We start from the raw sequence: 26,968 nt of genomic DNA, 5'->3' as shown, positions 1-26,968 counted from the left end.
GGTATAAAAAGGTTTGCATATGTCCGAGCAGTTTCTCTATTTCCTGCAGCAGATGTTTAACGGCGTCACGCTGGGAAGCACCTACGCGCTGATTGCCATCGGCTATACGATGGTGTACGGCATTATCGGCATGATCAACTTCGCCCACGGCGAGGTGTACATGATCGGTAGCTACGTCTCCTTTATGATTATCGCCGCCCTGATGATGATGGGTATCGACAGCAGCTGGCTGCTGGTCGCCGCCGGGTTTGTCGGCGCGATTGTGATTGCCAGCGCCTACGGCTGGAGCATCGAGCGGGTGGCCTACCGGCCGGTACGCAGCTCCAAGCGCCTGATTGCCCTGATCTCCGCGATTGGGATGTCTATCTTCCTGCAAAACTACGTCAGCCTGACCGAAGGCTCGCGCGATGTGGCGCTGCCAAGCCTGTTCAACGGCCAGTGGATTGTCGGTGCCAGCGAAAACTTCTCTGCCTCTATCACCACCATGCAACTGGTGATCTGGGTGGTGACCTTTATTGCGATGCTCGCCCTGACGCTCTTCATCCGCTACTCGCGCATGGGACGCGCCTGCCGCGCCTGCGCGGAAGATTTGAAGATGGCAAGCCTGCTCGGGATCAACACTGACCGCGTGATTGCGCTCACTTTTGTGATCGGCGCGGCGATGGCGGCCGTCGCAGGCGTCCTGCTCGGCCAGTTCTACGGCGTAATTAATCCGTACATCGGCTTTATGGCCGGGATGAAAGCCTTTACCGCGGCGGTACTGGGCGGTATCGGCAGTATTCCTGGCGCGATGATTGGCGGCCTGATTCTGGGCGTGGCAGAAGCGCTCTCCTCAGCGTATCTGAGTACCGAGTATAAAGACGTGGTGTCGTTTGCCCTGCTGATTCTGGTTCTGCTGGTGATGCCTACCGGTATTCTGGGTCGTCCGGAGGTAGAGAAAGTATGAAACCGATGCATTTTGCAATGGCGCTGCTCTCTGCCGCCATGTTCTTCGTGCTGGCGGGCGTCTTTATGGGCGTTCAGTTAGAGCTGAACGGCACAAAGCTTGTGGTAGACACCGCCGCTGACATTCGCTGGCAGTGGGTCTTTATCGGCACCGCCGTGGTGTTCCTGTTCCAGCTGCTGCGCCCGCTGTTCCAGAAAACGCTGAAAGGCGTCTCAGGACCGAAGTTTGTCCTGCCAGCTATCGACGGCTCCACCGTTAAGCAGAAGCTGTTCCTCGTGGCGCTGCTGGTGGCTGCGGTGGCGTGGCCGTTCGTGGTCTCGCGCGGCACGGTAGATATCGCCACCCTGACCATGATCTACGTTATTCTGGGTCTGGGCCTAAACGTGGTAGTGGGGCTCTCTGGCCTGCTGGTACTGGGCTACGGCGGTTTCTACGCCATTGGCGCGTATACCTTTGCGCTACTGAACCACTATTACGGTCTCGGCTTCTGGACGTGCTTGCCGCTGGCGGGGCTGGTCTCTGCCGCGGCAGGTTTCCTGCTTGGCTTCCCGGTGCTGCGCCTGCGCGGTGACTACCTGGCGATTGTGACCTTAGGCTTCGGCGAAATCGTCCGTATCCTGCTGCTCAACAATACCGAGGTGACCGGCGGCCCGAACGGCATCAGCCAGATTCCGAAACCAACCTTTTTTGGTCTGGAGTTCAGCCGTACCGCCCGTGAAGGCGGCTGGGATACCTTCAGCAACTTCTTCGGCGTGAAATACGATCCGTCCGATCGCGTGATTTGGCTCTATCTGGTGGCGCTGCTGCTGGTGGTCATCACCCTGTTCGTGATTAACCGCCTGCTGCGTATGCCGCTGGGCCGCGCGTGGGAAGCGCTGCGTGAAGATGAAATCGCCTGCCGCTCCCTGGGCCTCAACCCGACCCGCATTAAGCTGACTGCGTTCACCATCAGCGCCGCGTTTGCCGGTTTTGCCGGCACGCTGTTTGCCGCGCGTCAGGGCTTTGTCAGCCCGGAATCGTTCACCTTTGCCGAATCCGCCTTTGTGCTGGCGATTGTGGTGCTCGGCGGGATGGGGTCGCAGTTTGCCGTTATCCTCGCCGCCATTCTGCTGGTGGTTTCACGCGAGCTGATGCGTGACTTTAACGAATACAGCATGCTGATGCTGGGTGGTTTGATGGTGCTGATGATGATCTGGCGTCCGCAGGGTCTGCTGCCGATGACCCGTCCACAGCTGAAGCTGAAGAACGGGCAAGCAAAAGGAGAGCAGGCATGAGTCAGCCATTATTATCCGTTAACGGTCTGATGATGCGTTTTGGCGGCCTGCTGGCGGTCAACAATGTGAATCTGGATCTGCACAAGAAAGAGATCGTCTCTCTGATTGGCCCGAACGGTGCGGGAAAAACCACGGTCTTTAACTGCCTGACCGGTTTCTACAAGCCGACGGGCGGCACCATCATGCTGCGCGACCAGCACCTGGAAGGGCTGCCGGGCCAGCAGATTGCCCGCATGGGCGTAGTGCGTACTTTCCAGCACGTGCGTCTGTTCCGCGAGATGACGGTGATTGAGAACCTGCTGGTGGCACAGCATCAGCAGTTGAAAACCGGTCTGTTCTCCGGCCTGCTGAAGACGCCAGCCTTCCGCCGGGCGCAGAGCGAAGCGCTGGATCGTGCGGCAACATGGCTTGACCGTATCGGTCTGCTGCCGCATGCCAACCGCCAGGCAAGTAACCTTGCGTACGGTGACCAGCGTCGCCTTGAGATTGTGCGCTGCATGGTAACGCAGCCGGAAATCCTGATGCTCGATGAACCCGCTGCGGGCCTCAACCCGAAAGAGACCAAAGAGCTGGACGAGCTGATTGCTGAGCTTCGCGATCATCACGACACCACTATCCTGCTGATTGAGCACGATATGAAGCTGGTAATGGGGATCTCTGACCGTATCTACGTGGTGAACCAGGGGACGCCGCTGGCAAACGGCACGCCGGATGAGATCCGCAACAACCCGGACGTGATCCGCGCATACCTGGGTGAGGCATAAGATGGAAAAAGCGATGTTAACGTTTGACAAGGTAAGTGCCCACTACGGCAAGATCCAAGCGCTGCACGACGTCAGCCTGCATATCAATCAGGGCGAAATCGTCACCCTGATTGGGGCTAACGGCGCGGGCAAAACCACGCTGCTTGGTACCCTGTGCGGCGACCCGCGCGCCACCAGCGGTCGGATTGTGTTTGATGGCAAAGACATCACCGACTGGCAGACCGCCAGAATCATGCGTGAAGCGGTGGCGATAGTCCCTGAAGGGCGTCGCGTCTTCTCGCGCATGACGGTGGAAGAGAACCTGGCGATGGGCGGCTTCTTCGCTGACCGCGACCAGTATCAGTCCCGTATCAAGTGGGTGTACGAACTCTTCCCGCGCCTGTGGGAGCGTCGTATTCAGCGTGCGGGGACCATGTCCGGCGGTGAGCAGCAGATGCTGGCGATCGGCCGCGCCCTGATGAGCCAGCCGCGCCTGCTGCTGCTGGATGAACCGTCGCTGGGTCTTGCGCCAATTATCATTCAGCAGATCTTCGACACCATTGAACAGCTGCGTAAAGAGGGGATGACCATCTTCCTCGTCGAGCAGAACGCCAACCAGGCGCTGAAGCTCGCCGATCGCGGTTACGTGCTGGAGAACGGCCACGTGGTGCTTGAGGATACCGGCGATGCGCTGCTGGCCAATGAAGCGGTGCGGAGTGCGTATTTAGGCGGATAGGTAAAAGCAAAATGGCAACGCACGTTGCCATTTTTAGTGTTTTCTCCCTCTCCCCCGTGGGAGAGGGCCGGGGTGAGGGCACCATACCGCACCCAACCACACCCCAAACCCCTTCACACAACCATCATCCCGCTGACCTTTTGTTGTCACTTATCTGTAAACAAACAGTTATTTTTCTGTCATTCGAGCATGTCATGTTACCTCGCGAGCATAAAACGCGTGATATCGCGCATCCGGCACAATAAGAGAGATGACAATGACATCGTTACGACACACAGCTTTGGGTCTGGCACTGGGTCTGGCTTTTGCGACGAACGCAATGGCTGTGACGACCATTCCGTTCTGGCATTCCATGGAAGGGGAGTTGGGTAAAGAGGTTGACTCCCTGGCGCAGCGTTTCAACGACACCCATCCGGATTACAAAATTGTGCCGGTGTACAAAGGTAACTACGAGCAGAGCCTGAGCGCGGGCATTGCCGCCTTCCGTACCGGTAATGCGCCTGCCATTTTGCAGGTGTACGAAGTAGGCACCGCGACCATGATGGCCTCCAAAGCCATCAAACCGGTCTACGAAGTGTTCAAAGAGGCGGGGATCAACTTCGACGAATCCCAGTTTGTGCCGACCGTAGCGGGTTACTACACCGATTCTAAAACCGGCCATCTGCTGTCTCAGCCGTTTAACAGCTCGACGCCGGTGCTGTACTACAACAAAGACGCCTTTAAGAAAGCCGGTTTAGACCCGGAGCAGCCGCCAAAAACCTGGCAGGATCTGGCGGAGTACACCGCGAAGCTGAAAGCGGCGGGGATGAAGTGCGGCTACGCCAGCGGCTGGCAGGGCTGGATCCAGATTGAAAACTTCAGCGCCTGGCACGGCCTGCCGGTGGCCACCAAAAACAACGGTTTCGATGGCACCGACGCGGTACTGGAGTTCAACAAGCCAGAGCAGGTGAAGCACATCGCGCTGCTGGAAGAGTTGAACAAGAAGGGTGATTTCAGCTACTTCGGACGTAAAGACGAATCCACCGAGAAGTTCTACAACGGTGACTGCGCCATTACCACCGCCTCGTCCGGCTCGCTGGCGGATATCCGTCACTATGCCAAATTCAACTACGGCGTGGGCATGATGCCGTACGACGCAGACGTTAAAGGCGCGCCGCAGAACGCCATCATCGGCGGAGCAAGCCTGTGGGTGATGCAGGGTAAAGACGCCGGCACCTACAAAGGAGTGGCCGAGTTCCTCGACTTCCTGGCGAAACCTGAAAACGCGGCCGAATGGCACCAGAAAACCGGCTACCTGCCGATCACCAAAGCTGCCTATGACCTGACCCGCGAGCAGGGCTTCTACAGCAAGAATCCGGGTGCGGATATCGCGACGCGTCAGATGCTGAACAAGCCGCCGTTGCCGTTCACCAAAGGCCTGCGTCTGGGCAACATGCCGCAGATCCGCACCATTGTCGACGAAGAACTGGAAAGCGTCTGGACCGGCAAGAAAACGCCACAGCAGGCGCTGGATTCAGCGGTAGAGCGCGGGAATCAGCTGCTGCGCCGCTTTGAGCAGTCCACCAAATCGTAAAAAAATGCCCGGTGGCGCTGCGCTTACCGGGCCTACGACGTGCCATATGTAGGCCGGGTAAGGCGTAGCCGCCACCCGGCACTGTTCAGGAACCAAATCTCAATGTCATCATCCCGTCCGGTGTTTCGTTCCCGCTGGCTGCCGTATCTGCTGGTCGCGCCTCAGCTGGTCATCACCGTTATCTTCTTTATCTGGCCTGCGGGCGAAGCGCTCTGGTACTCGGTGCAAAGCGTTGATCCGTTTGGGCTTTCCAGCCAGTTTGTTGGCCTGGACAACTTCACCGCGCTGTTCCACGACAGCTACTACCTGGATTCTTTCTGGACGACGATCAAATTCAGCGCGCTGGTCACCGTGAGCGGCCTTGTTGCCTCGCTGTTCTTCGCCGCGCTGGTGGATTACGTGGTGCGTGGCAGCCGTCTGTATCAGACCCTGATGCTGCTGCCCTACGCCGTAGCACCAGCGGTCGCCGCCGTGCTGTGGATCTTCCTGTTTAACCCCGGACGCGGGTTAATTACCCATTTTCTGGCGGAATTCGGATACGACTGGAACCACGCCCAGAACAGCGGCCAGGCGATGTTCCTGGTGGTGTTCGCCTCGGTGTGGAAGCAAATCAGTTACAACTTCCTGTTCTTCTTTGCCGCGCTACAGTCCATTCCGCGTTCGCTGGTGGAAGCCGCCGCCATTGACGGCGCAGGCCCGATCCGCCGCTTCTTCAGGCTGTCGCTGCCGCTGATTGCCCCGGTGAGTTTCTTCCTGCTGGTGGTGAACCTGGTGTATGCCTTTTTCGACACCTTCCCGGTCATCGACGCGGCCACCGCCGGTGGCCCGGTGCAGGCCACGACGACGCTGATTTATAAAATCTACCGCGAAGGTTTTGCCGGGCTGGATCTCTCGGCCTCCGCCGCGCAGTCCGTCGTGCTGATGTTCCTCGTCATCATCCTCACGGTGGTGCAGTTCCGCTATGTCGAAAGTAAGGTGCGCTACCAATGATTGAGAACCGTCGCGGGCTGACGATTTTCAGCCATACCATGCTGATTCTGGGGATTATCGTCATCCTCTTTCCGCTGTACGTGGCGTTTGTCGCCGCCACGCTGGACACCAAAGCGGTGTTCGACACGCCGATGACGCTGATCCCAGGCACGCATCTTTTTGAGAACATGAAAACCATCTGGACCCAGGGCGTGGGGGCCAACAGCGCGCCATTCTGGCTGATGATGCTCAACAGCTTCATCATGGCGTTCGGCATTACGGTGGGCAAAATCACGGTGTCGATGCTCTCGGCCTTCGCCATCGTCTGGTTCCGCTTTCCGCTGCGTAACCTCTTCTTCTGGATGATTTTTATCACCCTGATGCTGCCGGTGGAGGTGCGTATCTTCCCGACGGTGGAAGTGATCGCCAACCTGAAGATGCTCGACAGCTACGCGGGCTTAACCCTGCCGCTGATGGCATCTGCGACCGCCACCTTCCTGTTCCGCCAGTTCTTTATGACGCTGCCGGACGAGCTGATTGAAGCCGCGCGCATTGACGGCGCCTCACCGATGCGCTTTTTCCGCGACATCGTGCTGCCGCTGTCGAAAACCAACCTCGCGGCGCTGTTTGTGATCACCTTTATCTACGGCTGGAACCAGTACCTGTGGCCGCTGCTGATTATTCAGGACGTCAACCTCGGCACCGCCGTGGCGGGCATCAAGGGCATGATCGCCACCGGCGAAGGCACCACCCTCTGGAACCAGGTGATGGCGGCGATGCTGCTCACCCTTATCCCCCCGGTCGTTATCGTTTTAGCCATGCAGCGTGCGTTTGTGCGTGGTTTAGTGGACAGTGAGAAATAAGATGGCAGGTTTAAAACTTCAGGCAGTGACCAAAAGCTGGGATGGCAAAACCCAGGTGATTCAGCCGCTCACCCTCGACGTGGCGGACGGGGAGTTCATCGTGATGGTCGGCCCGTCCGGTTGCGGCAAATCCACGCTGCTGCGCATGGTGGCCGGGCTTGAGCGCGTCTCCTCCGGCGATATCTGGATTGACCGCCAGCGCGTGACCGAGATGGAGCCCAAAGATCGCGGCATCGCGATGGTGTTCCAGAACTACGCCCTCTATCCGCACATGAGCGTGGAAGAGAATATGGCCTGGGGGCTGAAAATCCGCGGCATGGGCAAGGGGCATATCGAGGAGCGGGTGAAAGAGGCGGCGCGCATTCTGGAGCTGGATGGCCTGCTTAAGCGCCGTCCGCGCGAGCTCTCCGGCGGCCAGCGCCAGCGCGTGGCGATGGGGCGCGCCATCGTGCGCGATCCGGCGGTGTTCCTGTTCGATGAACCGCTTTCTAACCTCGACGCCAAGCTGCGCGTGCAGATGCGTCTGGAGCTGCAGCAACTGCATCGCCGTCTTAAAACCACCTCCCTGTACGTGACGCACGATCAGGTCGAAGCCATGACCCTTGCCCAGCGGGTGATGGTGATGAACAAAGGCGTTGCCGAACAGATTGGCACGCCGGTGGAGGTGTACGAAAAACCGGCCAGCCGTTTTGTGGCGAGCTTTATCGGCAGCCCGGCAATGAACCTGCTGGAAGGGCGGATCAGCAGCGCGGGCACCCACTTTGAGCTGGAAAGCGGGATGGCATTGCCCATCAACTGGTACTATCGTGGCTACGCCGGGCGTAAGATGACGCTCGGTATTCGCCCGGAGCATATTGGTTTAACCTCTCAGGCGGACGGTGGCGTGCCGCTGGTGATGGACACGCTGGAGATGTTGGGTGCAGATAACCTGGCGCATGGACGCTGGGGCGAGCAAAAAATGGTGGTGCGTCTGCCGCATCAGGAACGCCCGAAAGCAGGCAGCACGCTGTGGCTGCACCTGCCGGAAAATCACCTGCACTTATTTGACGGTGAAACAGGACAACGAGTATGAGCAACTGGCCTTATCCCCACATCGTCGCCCACCGTGGCGGCGGTAAACTGGCGCCGGAAAATACCCTGGCGGCAATTGATGTTGGCGCACGCTACGGCCACACGATGATTGAGTTCGACGCCAAGCTGTCGAAAGACGGCGAAATTTTCCTGCTGCATGATGACAATCTCGAACGCACCAGCAACGGCTGGGGCGTGGCGGGGGAACTGCCGTGGCGCGATCTGCTGAAGGTGGATGCCGGAAGCTGGTTCAGCGGCGAGTACAAAGGCGAACCGTTGCCGCTGCTGGCGGAAGTGGCCGACCGTTGTCGTCAACACGGGATGATGGCCAACATCGAAATCAAACCGACGAACGGTACCGGGCCGCTCACGGGCAACGTGATTGCGCTGGCCGCGCGCGAGCTGTGGGAAGGCATGACGCCACCGCTGCTGTCGTCATTTGAGATTGATGCCCTTGAAGCGGCACAGGCTGCGGTACCGGAGCTGCCGCGCGGGCTGCTGCTGGACGAGTGGCGCGAGGACTGGCGTGAGCTGACCACCCGCTTAGCGTGCGTGTCGATCCATCTCAATCATAAGCTGCTGGATGAGGCGAGGGTTAAGATGCTGAAAACGGCAGGGCTGCATATTCTGGTGTATACCGTCAACAAACCCCAGCGTGCGGCTGAGCTGCTGCGCTGGGGTGTGGACAGCATCTGTACCGATGCGATTGACCTGATCGGCCCGGACTTTAGTTCTGCGGATTAAGCATACTGCCATTCGACTGCGACGGCAGCATATGCTGCTGTCCGCTGCCTGACGAACTCATCTCTCCCAGCATCCCGCCGTTTTTATTCGGCAGCGGTTGCTCGCGCATTTGTCCCTGCTGCACGCGCTGGGTGTTAGTGTTCATCTGATTTTGCAGGCTCTGCTGCTGCATTCGGGTCTGCGTGTTCAACTGCTGGTTCAGCATCCCTTTTTGCTGTTGCTGCTGACTCATCATCTCCGTCTGCATACGCTGCTGGCTCGGAATGACATAGCCCGGCTGGTTAGGGTTATTCATCGTATTGAGTGGCTGTGCAAGTGCGGCAAACGGGAGCAACGCCGTAAGGATCAGGAAGCGTTTCATGATCTTCTCCTTCTTTGAGGTTTCTCTTAAGTTTACCCCGAATTCACCATGACGATGATTTTTTAGGAGTTGTGAACCAGGCTTAAGCGGGGAATATGGCTCCCTTCACCTGGAGAACAATAATGATGAAACCAACCCTTTTGCGCTGGGTCGCCATCGCTGCGCTGATGGCAGGCGGTACATTTAGCGTGGCGGCTAACCCGCCTGCGGCTCCTCCGGTCTCTTATGGGGTGGAGGAAGATGTGTTTCATCCCGTGCGGGCCACGCACGGGATGGTGGCTTCGGTGGATGCGCTGGCAACGAAAGTGGGCGTCGATATTCTCAAACAGGGCGGTAATGCGGTGGATGCCGCGGTGGCGGTCGGCTATGCGCTGGCGGTAACACACCCGCAGGCGGGGAATCTGGGCGGCGGCGGCTTTATGATGCTGCGCACCAAAGACGGGAAGACGACGGCTATCGACTTCCGCGAAATGGCGCCAGCTCAGGCCTCCCGCGATATGTTCCTTGACGATCAGGGCAATCCGGACAGTAAAAAATCGCTGACCTCGCACCTTGCGTCCGGTACGCCGGGCACCGTCGCAGGCTTCTCGCTGGCGCTGGAAAAATACGGCACGATGCCGCTGAACAAAGTGGTCCAGCCTGCCATTAAGCTGGCGCGCGACGGCTTTGTGGTGAACGACGCCCTGGCCGATGACCTTAAAACCTACGGCAGCGAAGTCATTCCGAACCATGAAAACAGCAAGGCGATCTTCTGGAAAGACGGAGAGCCGCTGAAGAAGGGCGATAAGCTGGTACAGAAGAACCTTGCCAAAAGCCTGGAGCTGATTGCGGAGCATGGCCCGGACGCCTTCTACAAAGGGGCGATTGCCGACCAGATTGCCGAAGAGATGCAAAAGAACGGCGGGCTCATCACCAAAGCGGATCTGGCGGAGTATAAGGCGGTGGAGCGCGAGCCAATTAGCGGCACCTACCGTGGCTATGAGGTCTTCTCCATGCCGCCGCCGTCCTCTGGCGGGATCCACATCGTGCAGATCCTCAATATTCTGGAAAACTTCGATATGCACAAGTTTGGCTTCGGCAGTGCCGATGCCATGCAGGTGATGGCCGAGGCGGAAAAACGCGCCTATGCCGATCGCTCGGAATACCTTGGCGACCCGGACTTTGTGAAGGTGCCGTGGCAGGCGCTGACCAACAAAGCGTATGCCAAATCCATTGCCGATCAGATCGACATCAATAAGGCTAAGCCGTCGAGCGAAATCCGCCCCGGCAAGCTGGCACCGTATGAAAGTAACCAGACCACCCACTTCTCGGTGGTGGATAAAGACGGTAACGCGGTGGCGGTTACCTATACGCTCAATACCACCTTTGGAACCGGGATTGTGGCTGGCAATAGTGGCATTCTGCTGAACAACGAGATGGATGACTTCTCTGCCAAACCGGGCGTACCGAACGTCTACGGGTTGGTCGGTGGGGATGCCAACGCGGTGGGGCCGAAGAAACGTCCGCTGTCGTCGATGTCACCAACCATTGTGGTGAAAGACGGCAAAACCTGGCTGGTAACCGGCAGCCCGGGCGGCAGCCGAATTATCACCACCGTGCTGCAGATTGTGGTGAACAGTATCGACTTTGGTATGAACGTGGCGGAGGCGACCAACGCCCCACGCTTCCATCACCAGTGGCTGCCGGATGAACTGCGCGTCGAGAAGGGCTTTAGCCCGGACACCCTCAAACTGCTGGAGCAGCGCGGACAGAAGGTAGCGGTGAAAGAGGCGATGGGCAGCACCCAGAGCATTATGGTGGGGCCGGACGGGGCGCTGTTTGGTGCGTCAGACCCGCGGTCGGTGGATGATTTAACGGCGGGGTATTAATCTGTTGTGTAATTCCCTCTCCCGGTGGGAGAGGGCAACTAACTACTTCATTCGCGCCATATAATACGCATCCACATACTCGCCGTTGCGCAGGGCAAATTTTCTGCCGGTGCCTTCGATTTCAAAGCCAAACTTCCGGTACAGCGCCAGTGCGGAAGGGTTATCGGCAAAAACCGTTAACTCGATACGTTCGATACGCAGCCAGTTATCGCACAGGTTGATCATCTCGCGCATGAGCGCGCTCCCGACGCCGCGCCCTTGAGCGTGCGCCGCAACGCTGATACCGAACGTGGCCACATGGCTGCGTCGAGGGCTGGCTTCCACCTGAAGCATCAGATCGCCAACGATTTGCTCATCAATGCAGGCGACCAGCCGTCTTTGCCCGGGTTTTACAATAAGACGTTCTTGCCAGTACTCAAGGGAAGGATGAGGTAGCTGTAGCGTGTCGTGATACACCCCTGGATGCATGTAGTTCTGGCGTAAGGCTTCGGCATCTTTCGGTTCCGCATGGCGTATCACTATCTCACTCATTCCTTATTCCTCAGTCAGTTAAACATCCTTTCCAACATCAGTGACTTTGAAATTTGAGTCAACCGCTATTTTTTGCAAAAAGTATTGGACAAGTGCGAATGAGAATGATTATTATTGCTCTGCATTCAGGAAGACCACTACGGGAACCTGAAAGCACGACATTGCTCACATTGCTTCCAGTATTACTTTAGCCAGCTTTTAGCTGGCTTTTTTTTTGCCCTTTTTCGCCCTCTCCCCGTGGGAGAGTGCTGGGGTGAGGGCAAAACATGCGCTATGGTAAAACCCAGTAACCTTCCAAAAGGACTGAGCTATGACCTTACATTGCGCATTTATTGGATTTGGTAAAAGTACGACCCGCTATCACCTTCCGTATGTTCTCAACCGTAAAGACAGCTGGCATGTGGCGCATATCTACCGCCGCAGCGCGAAGCCGGAAGAGCAGTCTCCGCAGTATTCCCATATTCATTTCACCAGCGATCTCAATGAAGTCCTGGGCGACCCGCAGGTTAAACTGGTCATCGTCTGTACCCATGCCGACAGCCATTTCGACTATGCGAAACGCGCGCTCGAGGCGGGTAAAAACGTGCTGGTAGAAAAACCCTTCACCCCGACCATCGCTGAAGCGAAAACACTCTTCGCACTGGCGAAAAGCAAAGGGCTGACCGTCACTCCGTATCAGAACCGTCGCTTCGACAGCTGCTTCCTGACGGCGAAAAAGGCGATTGAGAGCGGCAAGCTTGGCGACATCGTCGAAATGGAAAGCCATTTTGACTATTACCGCCCGGTGGCGGAGACCAAACCCGGCCTGCCGCAGGACGGTTCCTTCTATGGTCTTGGCGTCCATACCATGGACCAAATTATCTCCCTGTTTGGCCGCCCGGACCACGTGGCGTATGACATTCGCAGCCTGCGTAATAAAGCCAACCCGGACGATACTTTTGAAGCGCAGCTGTTCTACGGCGACCTGAAAGCCATCGTTAAAACCAGCCATCTGGTGAAAATCGACTACCCGAAATTTATCGTTCACGGCACGAAAGGTTCGTTTATCAAGTACGGTATCGATCAGCAGGAGACCAGCCTGAAGGCCAATATCATGCCGGGTGAACCGGGCTTTGCGGCGGATGATTCGGTTGGCGTACTGGAGTATGTAAACGCAGAAGGTGTGACGGTCAGAGAAGAGCTGACGCCTGAAACCGGCGACTATGGTCGCGTCTACGACGCGCTGCATGCAACCCTGACCCGCGGCGTGGCGAATTACGTCAAGGAATCTGACGTTCTGACCAACCTCGAAATCCTCGAACGGGCCTTCGAACAGGCTTCTCCTGCCACGGTAACCCTTGCGAAATAAGCAAAAATGGCTCCTCTGCACTTGTTCATAATTTTTGAACAGAGGAGTCAATTTTCACCCTCTATGATCCCAGGCGGTTTGCGTCCACACTTACTCCATCGAAACGAACTGAGGGTGAAAACAATGATCTACTTACGCAAAGCAAACGAACGTGGTCACGCGAATCATGGCTGGCTGGACTCATGGCATTCATTCTCGTTTGCCGACTACTACGACCCGAACTTCATGGGCTTCTCCGCACTGCGCGTGATTAACGATGACGTGATTGATGCAGGCCAGGGCTTCGGTACCCACCCGCATAAAGACATGGAAATCCTGACCTATGTGCTTGAAGGGGCGGTTGAGCACCAGGACAGCATGGGCAACAAGGAGCAGGTTCCGGCGGGCGAGTTCCAGATCATGAGTGCGGGTACCGGTGTTCGTCACTCGGAGTACAACCCGAGCAAAACGGAAAAACTGCACCTGTATCAAATCTGGATCATTCCAGAAGAAACCGGCATCACGCCGCGCTACGAGCAGCGCCGCTTCGACGCCAAACAGGGCAAACAGCTGGTGCTCTCCCCGGATGCGCGTGAAGGTTCGCTAAAAGTGCATCAGGATATGGAACTGTACCGCTGGGCGCTGGCGAAAGACGAACAGTCTGTACACCAGATCGCCGCGAACCGCCGCGTCTGGATCCAGGTGGTGAAAGGTGAAGTGTCCATCAACGGCACCAAAGCGACAACGGCAGATGGTCTGGCCATCTGGGATGAGCAAGCGCTCTCCGTGCATGCCGACAGCGAAAGTGAAATTCTGCTGTTTGATCTGCCACCGGTGTAATAAATCATAAATAAATGCCCATCCTTCCCTTTGACAGGGGAAGGATGGGCTTTGTCCGTGATAAACTGAGCAAATCTCTCTCTTCAAGATTTCTCAGGACGATGAAAAAGAAACGCCCCGTACTTCAGGATGTCGCCGATCGTGTTGGTGTGACCAAAATGACGGTCAGCCGTTTTTTACGTAACCCGGAACAGGTTTCCGTAGCGTTGCGTGGCAAGATTGCCGCTGCTCTCGATGAACTGGGTTATATCCCTAACCGCGCACCCGATATTCTCTCCAATGCCACCAGTCGTGCGGTGGGCGTCCTCCTGCCTTCTTTAACTAACCAGGTCTTTGCCGAAGTGTTGCGCGGTATTGAAAGCGTCACGGATGCGTTTGGTTACCAGACCATGCTGGCACACTACGGCTACAAACCGGAACTGGAAGAAGAACGTCTTGAATCGATGCTTTCCTGGAACATCGATGGCCTGATTTTAACTGAACGTACTCACACCCCCCGTACGCTGAAGATGATTGAAGTGGCCGGGATCCCGGTGGTGGAACTGATGGACAGCCAGTCGCCGTGCCTTGATATTGCTGTGGGTTTTGACAACTTCGAAGCGGCGCGGCAGATGACGGCGGCGATCATCGCGCGTGGTCATCGTCATATCGCCTACCTGGGTGCGCGTCTTGATGAACGTACTATCATCAAACAGAAGGGATACGAGCAGGCGATGCTTGACGCAAATTTAACCCCGTACAGCGTGATGGTGGAGCAGTCCTCTTCCTATACGTCGGGTATTGAGCTGATGCGGCAGGCACGGCGCGAGTATCCACAACTGGACGGTATTTTCTGTACCAACGATGACCTTGCGGTCGGTGCAGCGTTCGAATGTCAGCGTCTGGGGCTGAAGATCCCCGATGATATGGCGATAGCCGGTTTCCACGGTCATGACATCGGCCAGGTGATGGAGCCGCGTCTGGCGAGCGTCCTGACACCGCGTGAACGCATGGGCCGCATTGGCGCAGAACGCCTGCTGGCGCGCATTCGCGGTGAAGCGGTTACGCCAAAAATGTTAGATTTAGGTTTCACCTTGTCACCGGGTGGATCTATTTAATCCGACAAATTTGAAGTAGCTCACACTTATTCACATCGCGCACGTTTGGATATTGCTTCTCTTTTGCCCCGGCAGGACAATGTTACCGATAACTGTTACCCGTAACAATTGACTGAGGGACACCCTTTGAGCACGACTAATCATGATCACCACGTTTACGTCCTGATGGGCGTTTCCGGTAGCGGTAAATCTGCCGTGGCAAGCGAAGTGGCGCATCAACTTAATGCGGCGTTTCTTGATGGCGACTTCCTCCATCCGCGCAGCAACATCATGAAGATGGCCTCCGGCGAGCCGCTGAACGACGACGACCGTAAACCGTGGTTACAGGCGCTGAACGATGCCGCGTTTGCCATGCAGCGCACCAATAAAGTTTCCCTGATCGTCTGCTCTGCGCTGAAAAAAACCTACCGCGATCTGCTGCGTGACGGCAACCCGAACCTCTCTTTCATCTACCTGAAAGGCGATTTCGACGTCATCGAAAGCCGTCTCAAGGCGCGCAAAGGCCACTTCTTCAAAACCCAGATGCTGGTCACACAGTTCGAAGCGCTGCAGGAGCCAGGTGAAGATGAAAAAGACGTCTTAGTGGTTGATATCGATCAGTCACTGGAGGGTGTTGTTGCCAGCACCATCGAGGTCATTAATAAAAGGCAGTAAGTTTTGAGTACATTAACGCTAGTTTTGACAGCAGTGGGTTCGGTATTGCTGCTGCTGTTTTTAGTGATGAAAGCGCGTATGCATGCTTTTGTTGCTTTGATGGTGGTTTCTATTGGTGCAGGTCTCTTTTCCGGTATGCCGCTCGATAAGATCGCTGCGACGATGGAAAAAGGGATGGGGGGCACACTGGGCTTCCTGGCTATTGTGGTCGCGCTGGGCGCGATGTTTGGCAAGATCCTGCATGAGACGGGCGCGGTCGACCAGATTGCCGTCAAGATGCTGAAATCGTTTGGTCACAGTCGTGCACACTATGCGATTGGTCTGGCCGGTCTGATCTGCGCGCTGCCGTTGTTCTTTGAAGTGGCCGTGGTGCTGCTGATTAGCGTGGCGTTCTCCATGGCGCGCCATACTGGTACTAACCTTGTGAAGCTGGTTATTCCGCTGTTTGCGGGCGTGGCGGCAGCTGCGGCGTTTCTGCTGCCGGGGCCTGCACCGATGCTGCTGGCTTCCCAGATGCACGCTGACTTTGGCTGGATGATCCTGATTGGCCTGTGCGCGGCAATCCCGGGAATGATTATCGCCGGTCCGCTGTGGGGCAATTTCATCAGCCGCTACGTTGAACTGCATATTCCTGATGATATTACCGAGCCGCACCTGGGCGAAGGTAAAATGCCGTCCTTCGGCTTCAGCCTGTCTCTGATCCTGCTGCCGCTGGTGCTGGTGGGTCTGAAAACCATTGCCGCGCGCTTTGTACCGGTGGGATCTACCGCGTACGAATGGTTCGAATTTATCGGTCACCCGTTCACGGCAATTCTGGTGGCGTGTCTGGTGGCGATTTATGGCCTGGCGATGCGTCAGGGGATGCCGAAAGACCGCGTGATGGAAATCTGCGGTGCTGCGCTGCAGCCAGCGGGCATTATCCTGCTGGTGATCGGTGCGGGTGGCGTGTTCAAGCAGGTGCTGGTGGATTCAGGCGTCGGTCCGGCGCTGGGTGAAGCGCTGACCGGAATGGGACTGCCCATCGCGGTCACCTGCTTTGTGCTGGCGGCGGCGGTGCGTATCATTCAGGGCTCCGCGACCGTTGCCTGTTTAACGGCTGTTGGCCTGGTGATGCCGGTGATTGAACAGCTGAACTATTCCGGTGCGCAGATGGCGGCGCTGTCTATCTGTATCGCGGGTGGTTCGATTGTGGTGTCGCACGTGAACGATGCGGGCTTCTGGCTGTTCGGTAAATTTACCGGTGCGACCGAAGCGCAAACCCTGAAAACCTGGACGCTGATGGAAACTATCCTCGGCACCACGGGTGCGATTGTCGGGATGATTGCGTTTACGCTGCTGAGCTAACCCCGGTTTTCTCCCTCTCCCTGTGGGAGAGGGTTGGGGTGAGGGCATCAGGCCGCAGAGATCTTATTTTGTCGGGTGGCGGCTTCGCCTTACCCGACCTACAAAAAAACTCAGTTCCCGTAGGCCGGGTAAGCGCAATCGCCACCCGGCTTTTTTACAGCAGCACTGTGCCTTCCGTTGTGCGCAGCCAGCGCGGCGCTTTTAGCGTATCGCTGTAAAATCGCACCAACTCCTGCAACAGATCTCCCGCCACTCTCTCATCGCTTTCTGACAGCGAATGCGCTAACAGCATTTGCGTTAATAGCTGGCAGTATCGCCCCAGTTGATCCACTTCCGGCTTGAAGACCGGCACGTCCAACGGCAGGTCATCCACCGTCAGGCTGGCTTTTAAATATTCTGGTACAGGTTCAAGCAGCGTGGGCTGAAGCAGGGTGAGGCAGGCGGAAAGTCGTCCACACAGCGCCATCTTCTGGGTTGGATCGTCACATTCAACCAGCACGTCGACAAACCGCGCGCAGTTGTCTGCCAGCTCGGTGAAGTCGGTGGTGTGATCGAACGGTGTGGTGAATAAGGAGTGAGAAAAGCTAAGGGTAGTAGTCATAAGACCGCCTCTGATGCGTAAAATGGACCGCCACAGGAGGGACCAACCTCACTGGTGGCGGACTGAACGGAGTTGGTCCTACCGGCCTCATCAGCTACCGGCGCGCCTTGCGGCGCCACCGTCCAGCCCACCATTAAGGTGTAACTGACTACGCGATAAAGAAATTTTATCACGGATGAGGATAACAGAGGACCAACCCTGACGCCTGATTTTGCAGGCGCGGCAAGAAGATACTGCGTTGGGGATGGGGTGACAAGTGAGGCTCTGGAAGGCGGCTCGCAAAACGAAATATTATTTTTGAGGAGTGCGGCCTGATGCCCTCACCCCGGCCCTCTCCCACGGGGAGAGGGAGCAAACACTAAAAACGGCAATCAAGGATTGCCGTTTTGCTTTTACCTAGCCCTTCATCCACGCCCGTATCCCGTCCAGGAACATCTGCGTCGCCATCATCACCAGAATCAGCCCCATCAAACGTTCCAGCGCATTGACCCCTTTTTCGCCCAGCAGGCGCAGGAACAGCGACGATTGCAGCAGAATGATGAACGTTCCGCCCCAGGCAATCAGCAAAGCAATCACCAGATGGCTCATCTGGTTGGGATACTGATGCGACAGTAGCATCAATGTGGCCAGAATGGTCGGCCCGGCGACCAGCGGGATCGCCAGCGGTACGATAAACGGCTCTTCACCCGCAGGCAGTCCGCTGCTGCTGCCTTCCGCGCTCGGGAAAATCATCTTAATGGCAATCAGGAACAGAATAATTCCGCCGGAAATGGAAACCGTTTCGGCACGCAGATTCAGGAAGGCGAGAATTTTTTCGCCGGCAAACAGGAAGATAAACATCACCAGCAGGGCGATGAGCAGCTCGCGGATCATGATCGCCCGGCGGCGCTTGGGTTCGGTGTGCTTCAGCACCGACATGAAAATCGGCAGGTTTCCCAGTGGATCCATTATCAGGATCAATAAAACCGCCGCAGAAATGATTTCACTCATGTAAATTAGCCCTGAATTTCTCTATGGTTATTAGGATGATTAGCTCTTTTTCTGATTGCCGGGCAATCATCGATTAATTTCGCTTGCGACTTTGGCAGCATTTTGTAATGTGAAGCATATCCCAGTTCAATACTGGCTTGCACAAACAGCACACACCCTCTGCAGGAAACAAATGCTATGAAAAACGTTGGTTTTATCGGCTGGCGCGGTATGGTCGGCTCTGTACTCATGCAACGCATGGTTGAAGAGCGCGATTTCGACGCTATCCGCCCGGTCTTCTTCTCCACTTCCCAGCTCGGCCAGGCTGCACCGTCCTTTGGTGGTACCACAGGGACGTTGCAGGATGCTTACGATCTGGAAGCGCTGAAGGCACTCGACATTATTGTGACCTGCCAGGGCGGCGATTATACCAACGAAATCTATCCAAAGCTGCGTGAAAGCGGCTGGCAGGGCTACTGGATTGACGCGGCCTCTTCGCTGCGTATGAAAGACGATGCCATCATCATCCTCGACCCGGTGAACCAGGGCGTGATCACCGACGGCCTGAACAACGGCGTGAAAACCTTTGTCGGCGGTAACTGTACCGTCAGCCTGATGCTGATGTCCCTCGGTGGCCTGTTCGCGCAGGACCTGGTTGAGTGGGTCTCCGTGGCGACCTACCAGGCCGCATCCGGCGGCGGTGCGCGTCACATGCGTGAACTGCTGACCCAGATGGGCCAGCTGCACCAGAGCGTTGCGACCGAGCTGGCAAATCCGGCGTCCGCGATCCTCGATATCGAGCGTAAAGTCACCGAGCTGACCCGCAGCGGCGAACTGCCGGTCGATAACTTTGGCGTACCGCTGGCCGGTGGCCTGATCCCGTGGATCGACAAACAGCTGGATAACGGCCAGACCCGTGAAGAGTGGAAGGGTCAGGCGGAGACCAACAAAATCCTCGCTACCGCGAACACCATTCCGGTTGACGGTCTGTGCGTGCGTATCGGCGCGCTGCGCTGCCACAGCCAGGCCTTCACCATTAAACTGAAAAAAGATGTGTCTATTCCGACCGTGGAAGAGCTGCTCGCCGCACACAACCCGTGGGCGAAAGTGGTGCCAAACGATCGCGATATCACCATGCGCGAACTGACGCCTGCGGCCGTTACCGGCACGCTGACCACGCCGGTTGGCCGTCTGCGTAAGCTGAACATGGGGCCAGAGTACCTCTCCGCGTTCACCGTGGGTGACCAGCTCCTGTGGGGTGCCGCAGAGCCGCTGCGCCGCATGCTGCGCCAGCTGGCGTAATAATTTGTTAACTACCGGGGGTGATTTTCACCCCCTTTTTTTGCGTACTACATGGAGTAAAACGCAGATGTCTTATTTTTTATCAGGAGGAACCTCGTCGTTGGCTATGCTTTAAGGAAGATTTATTTCTCACCTGAGGGTAGGGCGGAGCAGAGAGGATGAGCTGCACCGTTTAGGTCACATTAAAAGTCGTCCCGGAGCGAATAAAAAGGGCGACATAAAAAAACAGGATGAATACCATGTCCGATCGTATTTCGAGAGACGTGATTAATGCGCTTATTGCGGGTCATTTTGCCGACCCCTTTTCTGTGCTAGGGATGCACCGTACAGAGGCCGGGCTGGAAGTTCGCGCGCTGTTACCAGATGCTACAGAAGTGTGGGTCATCGAACCCAAAACCGGCCGCAAGGTGGGTAATCTGGAATGCCTCGACTCACGTGGCTTCTTCTCGGGCGTCATGCCCCGTCGTAAAAACCCCTTTCGTTATCAGCTTGCCGTCATCTGGCACGGTCAGCAAAACCTGATTGACGATCCCTATAGCTTTGGCCCGCTCTTAAAAGAGATGGATGCCTGGCTGCTGTCCGAAGGCACCCATCTGCGGCCTTATGAAACGCTGGGTGCCCATGCGGATACCATGGATGGTATTACCGGCACGCGGTTTGCCGTGTGGGCGCCAAACGCCCAGCGCGTCTCCGTCGTCGGGCAGTTCAACTACTGGGACGGTCGTCGTCACCCCATGCGCCTGCGTCGGGAAACCGGCATCTGGGAGCTGTTCATCCCCGGCGCGCATAACGGTCAGCTCTATAAATTTGAGATGATCGATGCCAACGGCAAGCTGCGCATTAAAGCTGACCCGTACGCCTTTGAAGCGGAGCTGCGCCCGAATACTGCCTCGCTTATTTGCGGCCTGCCGGAGAAGGTGGTCCAGACGGAAGAGCGCAAGCAGGCTAACCGCTTCGACGCGCCAATCTCCGTTTATGAGGTGCATCTCGGCTCCTGGCGTCGCCACACCGATGACAATTTCTGGCTGAGCTATCGTGAGCTGGCTGACCAGCTGGTACCGTACGCCAAATGGATGGGCTTTACCCATCTGGAGCTGCTGCCGGTTAACGAGCACCCGTTCGACGGAAGCTGGGGCTATCAGCCCACCGGGTTATACGCACCGACGCGCCGCTTTGGCACGCGCGACGACTTCCGCTATTTCGTTGATGCCGCACACGCCGCCGGGCTGAACGTCATTCTTGACTGGGTGCCGGGCCACTTCCCGTCGGATGATTTTGCGCTGGCCGAGTTCGACGGCACAAAACTGTACGAGCACAGCGACCCGCGCGAAGGCTATCACCAGGACTGGAATACGCTGATTTACAACTACGGTCGCCGTGAAGTCGCGAACTACCTGGTCGGGAACGCGCTTTACTGGATCGAGCGTTTCGGCATTGATGCCCTGCGCGTGGATGCGGTGGCGTCGATGATCTATCGCGACTATAGCCGCAAAGAGGGCGAGTGGATCCCGAACGAGTATGGCGGTCGCGAGAACCTGGAAGCAATTGAGTTTCTGCGCAACACCAACCGCATTATTGGCGAGCAGGTTGAGGGCGCGGTGACGATGGCGGAAGAGTCCACCGACTTCCCGGGCGTTTCCCGTCCGCCGTCAATGGGTGGCCTGGGCTTCTGGTACAAGTGGAACCTGGGCTGGATGCACGACACGCTCGATTACATGAAGCTCGACCCGGTTTATCGTCAGTATCATCACGATAAGCTTACCTTCGGGCTGCTCTACAACTACACCGAAAACTTCATGCTGCCGCTGTCGCACGATGAAGTGGTGCACGGTAAAAAATCCATTCTCGACCGCATGCCGGGCGACGCGTGGCAGAAGTTTGCCAACCTGCGCGCCTACTACGGCTGGATGTTCGCCTTCCCGGGCAAAAAACTGCTGTTTATGGGCAACGAGTTCGCCCAGGGGCGCGAGTGGAACCACGATACCAGCCTCGACTGGCATCTGCTGGAGGGCGCTGACAACTGGCACCACGGCGTGCAGCGGCTGGTCCGCGATCTGAACCTGACCTACCGCCACCATAAAGCACTGCACGAGCTGGACTTCGATCCGTACGGTTTTGAGTGGCTGGTGGTGGACGACCATGAGCGCTCGGTATTTGTCTTTGTGCGCCGGGATAAAGCGGGCAACGAGATTATCGTTGCCAGCAACTTTACGCCGGTTCCACGTCATCATTACCGCTTTGGCATTAATCAGGCCGGTAAATGGCGCGAAATCCTCAACACCGATTCCATGCATTACCACGGCAGTAACGCTGGTAACGGCGGACTGGTCCAGAGCGATGCCATCGAAAGCCACGGGCGCCCCAACTCCCTGAGCCTGACGCTGCCACCGCTCGGTACCATCTGGCTGGTGCGGGAGGGCGAATGACGCAGCTTACGGCAGGTAAACCCGAACCGCTCGGGGCGAGCTTTGACGGAAAGGGTGTGAATTTCACCCTCTTTTCTGCTCACGCGGAGCGGGTCGAACTCTGTGTGTTTGATGGGGAAGGTAACGAACATCGTTACGATTTACCGGCGCGCACCGGGGATACCTGGCACGGTTACCTGGCCGGTGGGCGGCCAGGGATGCATTACGGTTTTCGCGTTCACGGTCCCTGGGCGCCTGCTCAGGGGCACTGGTTTAACCCGGCAAAGCTGCTGATTGACCCGTGTGCCCACCGCGTGGAAGGCGAGTTTAAAGACGACCCGATTTTCCACGTCGGCTACGGGGAACCAGACCACCGCGACAGCGCCCACGTGGCCCCAAAAAGCGTGGTGGTGGGCGATCGCTACGACTGGGAAGACGATGCCCCGCCGGGCACGCCGTGGGGCAACACCGTGATTTACGAGGCCCATGTTAAAGGGCTGACCTATCTCCATCCATCTATTCCCAAAGAGATGCGCGGCACCTATAAGGCGCTCGGCCATCCGACCATGATCGCCTATCTGAAACATCTCGGGATCACCGCGCTGGAGTTGTTGCCCATCGCCCATTTCGCCAGCGAGCCTCGCCTGCAGCGACTGGGCCTGAGCAACTACTGGGGCTACAACCCGCTGGCGATGTTTGCGCTCGACCCCCGCTACGCCGCCCACCCGGACAAGGCGCGGGACGAGTTTCGTGATGCGGTGAAAGCGCTTCATGCGGCCGGTATCGAAGTGATTCTGGACGTGGTGCTGAACCACAGCGCGGAAAGCGATCTCGACGGTCCGACGCTCTCCATGCGCGGAATTGATAACCGTAGCTATTATTGGATCAGAGAGGATGGTGATTACCACAACTGGACCGGTTGCGGTAACACGCTCAACCTCAGCCATCCGGCGGTGACGCATTTTGCGTATGAATGCCTGAAATATTGGGTGGAAACGTTCCACGTCGACGGTTTTCGTTTTGACCTGGCGCCGGTGATGGGCCGCACGCCGGGGTTCAGCCAGCAGGCGCCGCTGTTTGAGGCGATCAAAAACTGCCCGGTGCTCTCGCGGGTGAAACTGATTGCCGAGCCGTGGGACATTGGTGAAGGCGGCTACCAGGTGGGGAACTTCCCGCCGCTGTTTGCCGAATGGAACGACCACTATCGCGATGCCGTACGCCGCTTCTGGCTGGAGAGAAGCCTGTCGTTGGGGGAGTTCGCCGGACGCTTTGCCGCTTCCAGCGATCTGTTTAAACGTGATGGCAAACGACCGTCTGCTACCGTCAACCTGGTGACCGCGCATGACGGTTTTACGCTCCGGGACTGCGTTTGTTTCAATCAGAAACACAATGAGGCAAATGGCGAGGAGAATCGCGATGGCACTAACAATAACCATAGCTTTAATCATGGTATAGAAGGGTTAGGCGGAAGTCTGGATGTTATTGAGCGGCGACGCGCCAGCGTGCATGCGCTGCTGACGACGCTTTTGTTGTCGCAGGGCACGCCGATGCTGCTGGCAGGGGATGAACATGGCCACAGCCAGCACGGTAACAACAACGCCTATTGCCAGGACAACACCTTAACCTGGCTCGACTGGGGAGAAGCGAACAGCGGCCTGATCCACTTTACCGCGGCGCTGATCCACCTTCGTCAGCAGATCCCCGCGCTCACCGCCAACCGCTGGTGGGAGGAGGGCGACGGCAACGTTCGCTGGCTGAATAAAGACGCGCAACCGTTAAGCGCGCAAGAGTGGCAACACGGCGTACCGCGCCTGCAGATCCTGCTTTCGGATCGCTGGCTGGTTACGCTGAACGCGACGGATGACGTCGCTGAGATTGTTTTACCTGACGGGGAATGGCGCGCCGTTCCCCCCTTTGCCGGAGCGGATAATCCGGTAGTAATGGCTGTCTGGCACGGGCCTGCGCACGGAGTGTGCGTATTCCAAGATGATAAAAAAGGAGTTAGTCATGGTTAGATTAGAGAAGAACGATCCCTTAATGTTGGCACGCCAGCTCCCCTTAAAAACGGTTGCCCTGATCCTCGCTGGCGGGCGCGGAACCCGTCTTAAAGATTTGACCATCAAGCGCGCCAAGCCGGCTGTTCACTTTGGTGGTAAGTTCCGAATTATCGATTTTGCACTGTCCAACTGCCTGAACTCAGGTATTCGCCGCATTGGCGTCATTACGCAGTATCAGTCGCACACCCTGGTGCAGCATATTCAGCGCGGCTGGTCATTCTTCAGCGAAGAGATGAATGAGTTTGTCGATCTCCTACCTGCCCAGCAGCGTGTTCACGGTGAAAACTGGTACCGCGGCACCGCTGATGCGGTGACCCAGAACCTCGATATCATTCGCCGCTACAACGCGGAGTACATCGTGATCCTCGCCGGGGATCACATCTACAAGCAAGACTACTCCCACATGCTCATCGACCACGTCGAGAAAGGGGCGCGCTGCACCGTGGCGTGTCTGCCGGTGCCCGTTGCCGAGGCGACGGCGTTTGGCGTGATGCACGTGGACGCGGACGATAAAATTATCGACTTCGTTGAAAAACCGGCCAACCCACCAACCATGCCGGGAGATGACACCAAATCGCTCGCCAGCATGGGGATCTATGTCTTTGATGCAGATTACCTTTATGAGCTGCTGGAAGAAGACGACAAAGACGAACACTCCAGCCACGACTTCGGTAAAGACATCATTCCGAAAATTACTAAAGCTGGCATGGCTTATGCACATCCTTTCCCGCTGTCCTGCGTGCAGTCAGATCCGAATGCGGAACCTTACTGGCGCGATGTGGGAACCCTGGAAGCGTACTGGAAAGCCAACCTCGATCTGGCCTCCGTCACGCCTGAGCTGGATATGTACGACCAGAACTGGCCGATCCGTACCCATATGGAATCCCTGCCGCCAGCGAAATTCGTTCAGGACCGCTCCGGCAGCCACGGCATGACGCTGAACTCGCTGGTCTCTGGCGGGTGCATTATCTCCGGCTCGGTGGTGGTGCAGTCGGTGCTGTTCCCGCGCGTGCGTATAAACTCATTCTGTAATATCGATTCGGCGGTGCTGCTGCCGGATGTCTGGGTCGGGCGTTCGTGTCGTCTGCGTCGCTGCGTGATCGACCGTGCCTGCGTCATTCCTGAAGGAATGGTGATTGGTGAAAACGCGGAAGAAGATGCACGTCGCTTCTACCGTTCTGAAGAGGGGATCGTGTTAGTCACACGGGAAATGTTGCGGAAGCTGCAGATCAAACAGGAGCGATGATGCAGGTTTTACACGTATGTTCTGAGATGTTCCCGTTGTTAAAAACGGGCGGCCTGGCGGATGTTCTTGGTGCATTACCCGCGGCGCAAATCGCCGGCGGAGTCGATACCCGAGTCCTGCTGCCTGCCTTCCCGGATATCCGGCGCGGCATTCCCGATGCAAAGGTGGTGACGCGCCGTGACACCTTCGCCGGACGCATTACCCTGCTGTATGGACATTACAATGGCGTGGGCATCTACCTGATTGACGCGCCGCACTTATATGACCGACCAGGTAGCCCGTATCACGATACGAACCTGTTTGCCTATACCGACAACGTGCTGCGTTTTGCGCTGCTCGGCTGGGTTGGGGCTGAAATGGCGGTAGGGCTGGATCCGTTCTGGCGCCCGGACATTGTGCACGCACACGACTGGCACGCGGGGCTCGCTCCGGCATATCTGGCGGCGCGCGGCCATCCGGCGAAATCGGTCTTTACGGTGCATAACCTGGCGTATCAGGGCATGTACTACGCCCATCATATGAATGACATCGATCTGCCATGGTCGTTCTATAACATGCACGGGCTGGAGTTTAACGGGCAGATCTCGTTCCTGAAGGCCGGGCTTTACTATGCCGACCACATCACGGCCGTGAGCCCGACCTACGCCCGTGAAATTACGCAGCCGGAGTTCGGCTACGGCCTGGAAGGGTTGCTCCGTCAGCGCCATCGTGAAGGACGTTTGTCGGGGATCCTTAACGGCGTCGATGAACAGATCTGGAACCCGGAGACCGACCTGCTGCTCGCGGCCCGCTATGGCCGTGATTCCGTGGAAGACAAAGCGGAAAACAAACGCCAGTTACAAATTGCGATGGGGCTGAAGGTCAACGACAAAGTGCCACTGTTTGCGGTGGTGAGCCGTCTGACCAGCCAGAAAGGGCTGGACCTGGTGCTGGAGGCCCTGCCGGGTCTGCTGGAGCAGGGCGGACAGCTGGCGCTGCTCGGCGCGGGCGACCCGGTATTGCAGGAAGGCTTCCTGGCGGCAGCGGCGGAACACCCGGGGCAGGTGGGCGTGCAGATTGGCTATCACGAAGCGTTCTCGCACCGGATCATGGGCGGCGCGGACGTCATTCTGGTGCCGAGCCGTTTCGAACCTTGCGGCCTGACGCAGCTCTACGGCCTGAAGTACGGCACCCTGCCACTGGTGCGACGCACGGGCGGGCTGGCGGATACGGTATCTGACAGCTCACTGGAAAACCTGGCGGACGGTATCGCCAGCGGGTTTGTCTTTGAGGACAGTAATGCCTGGTCGCTGCTTCGGGCGATTCGGCGTGCTTTCGTCTTGTGGTCCCGTCCGTCGCTGTGGCGTTACGTCCAACGTCAGGCGATGTCCATGGACTTTAGCTGGCACGTTGCGGCGCAGTCATACCGCGATCTCTATCAACGCTTGATGTAACGAGGCGAAGTTAC

At 57.2% G+C, this 26,968-nt stretch carries 24 protein-coding genes; 20 read left to right on the top strand and 4 right to left on the bottom strand.

The window, feature by feature from the left end; all coding sequences use genetic code 11:
• Positions 1–19: 19 nt before the first annotated feature.
• The 9 genes from livH to ugpQ all read left to right on the top strand — a co-directional run bounded on the left by livH (position 20) and on the right by ugpQ (position 8,919).
• Positions 20–946: a high-affinity branched-chain amino acid ABC transporter permease LivH gene (gene livH, locus ACOTX3_RS10880; RefSeq protein WP_013099131.1), complete on the top strand. Its 927-nt coding sequence runs from the start codon at positions 20–22 to the stop codon at positions 944–946.
• Positions 943–2,220 carry a branched chain amino acid ABC transporter permease LivM gene (livM, locus tag ACOTX3_RS10875; protein ID WP_013099130.1) on the top strand — a complete coding sequence of 426 codons (1,278 nt, stop codon included), beginning with the start codon at positions 943–945 and terminating at the stop codon, positions 2,218–2,220. The genes livH and livM overlap by 4 nt, the downstream gene beginning before the upstream one ends.
• On the top strand, positions 2,217–2,984 hold the full coding sequence (gene livG, locus ACOTX3_RS10870; protein ID WP_013099129.1) for a high-affinity branched-chain amino acid ABC transporter ATP-binding protein LivG: 768 nt from the start codon (positions 2,217–2,219) through the stop codon (positions 2,982–2,984). Before livM ends, livG begins: the two co-directional genes overlap by 4 nt.
• Position 2,985: 1 nt before the next feature.
• Positions 2,986–3,699: a high-affinity branched-chain amino acid ABC transporter ATP-binding protein LivF gene (gene livF / locus ACOTX3_RS10865; RefSeq protein ID WP_013099128.1), complete on the top strand. Its 714-nt coding sequence runs from the start codon at positions 2,986–2,988 to the stop codon at positions 3,697–3,699.
• 256 nt (positions 3,700–3,955) lie between these two features.
• Positions 3,956–5,272 carry a sn-glycerol-3-phosphate ABC transporter substrate-binding protein UgpB gene (gene ugpB / locus ACOTX3_RS10860; RefSeq protein ID WP_028028113.1) on the top strand — a complete coding sequence of 439 codons (1,317 nt, stop codon included), beginning with the start codon at positions 3,956–3,958 and terminating at the stop codon, positions 5,270–5,272.
• Positions 5,273–5,374: 102 nt separating this feature from the next.
• A complete protein-coding gene (gene ugpA / locus ACOTX3_RS10855) occupies positions 5,375–6,262 on the top strand; it encodes a sn-glycerol-3-phosphate ABC transporter permease UgpA (protein WP_013099126.1) in 888 nt (295 codons plus the stop codon).
• Positions 6,259–7,104 (top strand): sn-glycerol-3-phosphate ABC transporter permease UgpE, encoded by an 846-nt coding sequence (gene ugpE / locus ACOTX3_RS10850; protein ID WP_013099125.1) that lies wholly within the window; start codon positions 6,259–6,261, stop codon positions 7,102–7,104. Before ugpA ends, ugpE begins: the two co-directional genes overlap by 4 nt.
• Before the next feature lies 1 nt (position 7,105).
• A complete protein-coding gene (locus ACOTX3_RS10845) occupies positions 7,106–8,176 on the top strand; it encodes a sn-glycerol-3-phosphate import ATP-binding protein UgpC (RefSeq protein ID WP_020687753.1) in 1,071 nt (356 codons plus the stop codon).
• Entirely contained in the window at positions 8,173–8,919 is a 747-nt protein-coding gene (ugpQ, locus tag ACOTX3_RS10840) for a glycerophosphodiester phosphodiesterase (protein WP_127869089.1), read from the top strand. Before ACOTX3_RS10845 ends, ugpQ begins: the two co-directional genes overlap by 4 nt.
• On the opposite strand, the gene ACOTX3_RS10835 is transcribed toward ugpQ, so the two are convergent.
• A complete protein-coding gene (locus ACOTX3_RS10835; RefSeq protein WP_058678227.1) occupies positions 8,903–9,280 on the bottom strand; it encodes a DUF2756 family protein in 378 nt (125 codons plus the stop codon). The two genes, ugpQ and ACOTX3_RS10835, sit on opposite strands and share 17 nt — an antisense overlap.
• A gap of 122 nt (positions 9,281–9,402) precedes the next feature.
• Here ACOTX3_RS10835 and ggt point away from each other — a divergent pair, with 122 nt between their 5' ends.
• On the top strand, positions 9,403–11,148 hold the full coding sequence (ggt, locus tag ACOTX3_RS10830; protein ID WP_072205049.1) for a gamma-glutamyltransferase: 1,746 nt from the start codon (positions 9,403–9,405) through the stop codon (positions 11,146–11,148).
• Positions 11,149–11,190: 42 nt separating this feature from the next.
• Here ggt and yhhY read toward each other — a convergent pair whose 3' ends face one another.
• Entirely contained in the window at positions 11,191–11,679 is a 489-nt protein-coding gene (yhhY, locus tag ACOTX3_RS10825; RefSeq protein ID WP_058678226.1) for an N-acetyltransferase, read from the bottom strand.
• Positions 11,680–11,989: 310 nt separating this feature from the next.
• On the opposite strand from yhhY, the gene ACOTX3_RS10820 reads away from it, so the two are divergent.
• The 5 genes from ACOTX3_RS10820 (at position 11,990) to gntU (ending at position 16,941) form a co-directional block, all read left to right on the top strand.
• A complete protein-coding gene (locus tag ACOTX3_RS10820) occupies positions 11,990–13,027 on the top strand; it encodes an oxidoreductase (RefSeq protein WP_023621444.1) in 1,038 nt (345 codons plus the stop codon).
• A gap of 123 nt (positions 13,028–13,150) precedes the next feature.
• Complete coding sequence (locus tag ACOTX3_RS10815; protein WP_000639796.1) at positions 13,151–13,846, top strand: pirin family protein; 696 nt, start codon at positions 13,151–13,153, stop codon at positions 13,844–13,846.
• 101 nt (positions 13,847–13,947) lie between these two features.
• Positions 13,948–14,943 (top strand): gluconate operon transcriptional repressor GntR, encoded by a 996-nt coding sequence (gene gntR / locus ACOTX3_RS10810; protein ID WP_014833579.1) that lies wholly within the window; start codon positions 13,948–13,950, stop codon positions 14,941–14,943.
• A 126-nt stretch (positions 14,944–15,069) separates the two neighbouring features.
• Positions 15,070–15,597: a gluconokinase gene (gene gntK / locus ACOTX3_RS10805; RefSeq protein WP_038420757.1), complete on the top strand. Its 528-nt coding sequence runs from the start codon at positions 15,070–15,072 to the stop codon at positions 15,595–15,597.
• Between the two features lie 3 nt (positions 15,598–15,600).
• A complete protein-coding gene (gene gntU, locus ACOTX3_RS10800) occupies positions 15,601–16,941 on the top strand; it encodes a gluconate transporter (RefSeq protein ID WP_014833577.1) in 1,341 nt (446 codons plus the stop codon).
• Between the two features lie 154 nt (positions 16,942–17,095).
• Here gntU and ACOTX3_RS10795 read toward each other — a convergent pair whose 3' ends face one another.
• Both ACOTX3_RS10795 and yhgN read right to left on the bottom strand, forming a co-directional pair.
• Positions 17,096–17,542 (bottom strand): hypothetical protein, encoded by a 447-nt coding sequence (locus tag ACOTX3_RS10795; RefSeq protein ID WP_058678224.1) that lies wholly within the window; start codon positions 17,540–17,542, stop codon positions 17,096–17,098.
• A gap of 396 nt (positions 17,543–17,938) precedes the next feature.
• Complete coding sequence (yhgN, locus tag ACOTX3_RS10790; protein ID WP_003861574.1) at positions 17,939–18,532, bottom strand: NAAT family transporter YhgN; 594 nt, start codon at positions 18,530–18,532, stop codon at positions 17,939–17,941.
• Between the two features lie 177 nt (positions 18,533–18,709).
• On the opposite strand from yhgN, the gene asd reads away from it, so the two are divergent.
• The 5 genes from asd (at position 18,710) to glgA (ending at position 26,954) form a co-directional block, all read left to right on the top strand.
• Positions 18,710–19,813 carry an aspartate-semialdehyde dehydrogenase gene (gene asd / locus ACOTX3_RS10785; protein WP_029883894.1) on the top strand — a complete coding sequence of 368 codons (1,104 nt, stop codon included), beginning with the start codon at positions 18,710–18,712 and terminating at the stop codon, positions 19,811–19,813.
• A gap of 239 nt (positions 19,814–20,052) precedes the next feature.
• Positions 20,053–22,239 (top strand): 1,4-alpha-glucan branching enzyme, encoded by a 2,187-nt coding sequence (gene glgB, locus ACOTX3_RS10780; RefSeq protein ID WP_023621440.1) that lies wholly within the window; start codon positions 20,053–20,055, stop codon positions 22,237–22,239.
• Positions 22,236–24,233 carry a glycogen debranching protein GlgX gene (gene glgX / locus ACOTX3_RS10775; protein WP_058678223.1) on the top strand — a complete coding sequence of 666 codons (1,998 nt, stop codon included), beginning with the start codon at positions 22,236–22,238 and terminating at the stop codon, positions 24,231–24,233. Before glgB ends, glgX begins: the two co-directional genes overlap by 4 nt.
• Positions 24,226–25,521 (top strand): glucose-1-phosphate adenylyltransferase, encoded by a 1,296-nt coding sequence (gene glgC, locus ACOTX3_RS10770; protein WP_013099110.1) that lies wholly within the window; start codon positions 24,226–24,228, stop codon positions 25,519–25,521. Before glgX ends, glgC begins: the two co-directional genes overlap by 8 nt.
• Positions 25,521–26,954 carry a glycogen synthase GlgA gene (glgA, locus tag ACOTX3_RS10765; protein WP_013099109.1) on the top strand — a complete coding sequence of 478 codons (1,434 nt, stop codon included), beginning with the start codon at positions 25,521–25,523 and terminating at the stop codon, positions 26,952–26,954. The genes glgC and glgA overlap by 1 nt, the downstream gene beginning before the upstream one ends.
• Positions 26,955–26,968 lie beyond the last annotated feature (14 nt).

The organism is Enterobacter cloacae complex sp. IR5384 (assembly GCF_049237265.1).
Taxonomy (GTDB): domain Bacteria; phylum Pseudomonadota; class Gammaproteobacteria; order Enterobacterales; family Enterobacteriaceae; genus Enterobacter; species Enterobacter cloacae.
This window is presented reverse-complemented; position numbering and strand designations above follow the sequence as displayed.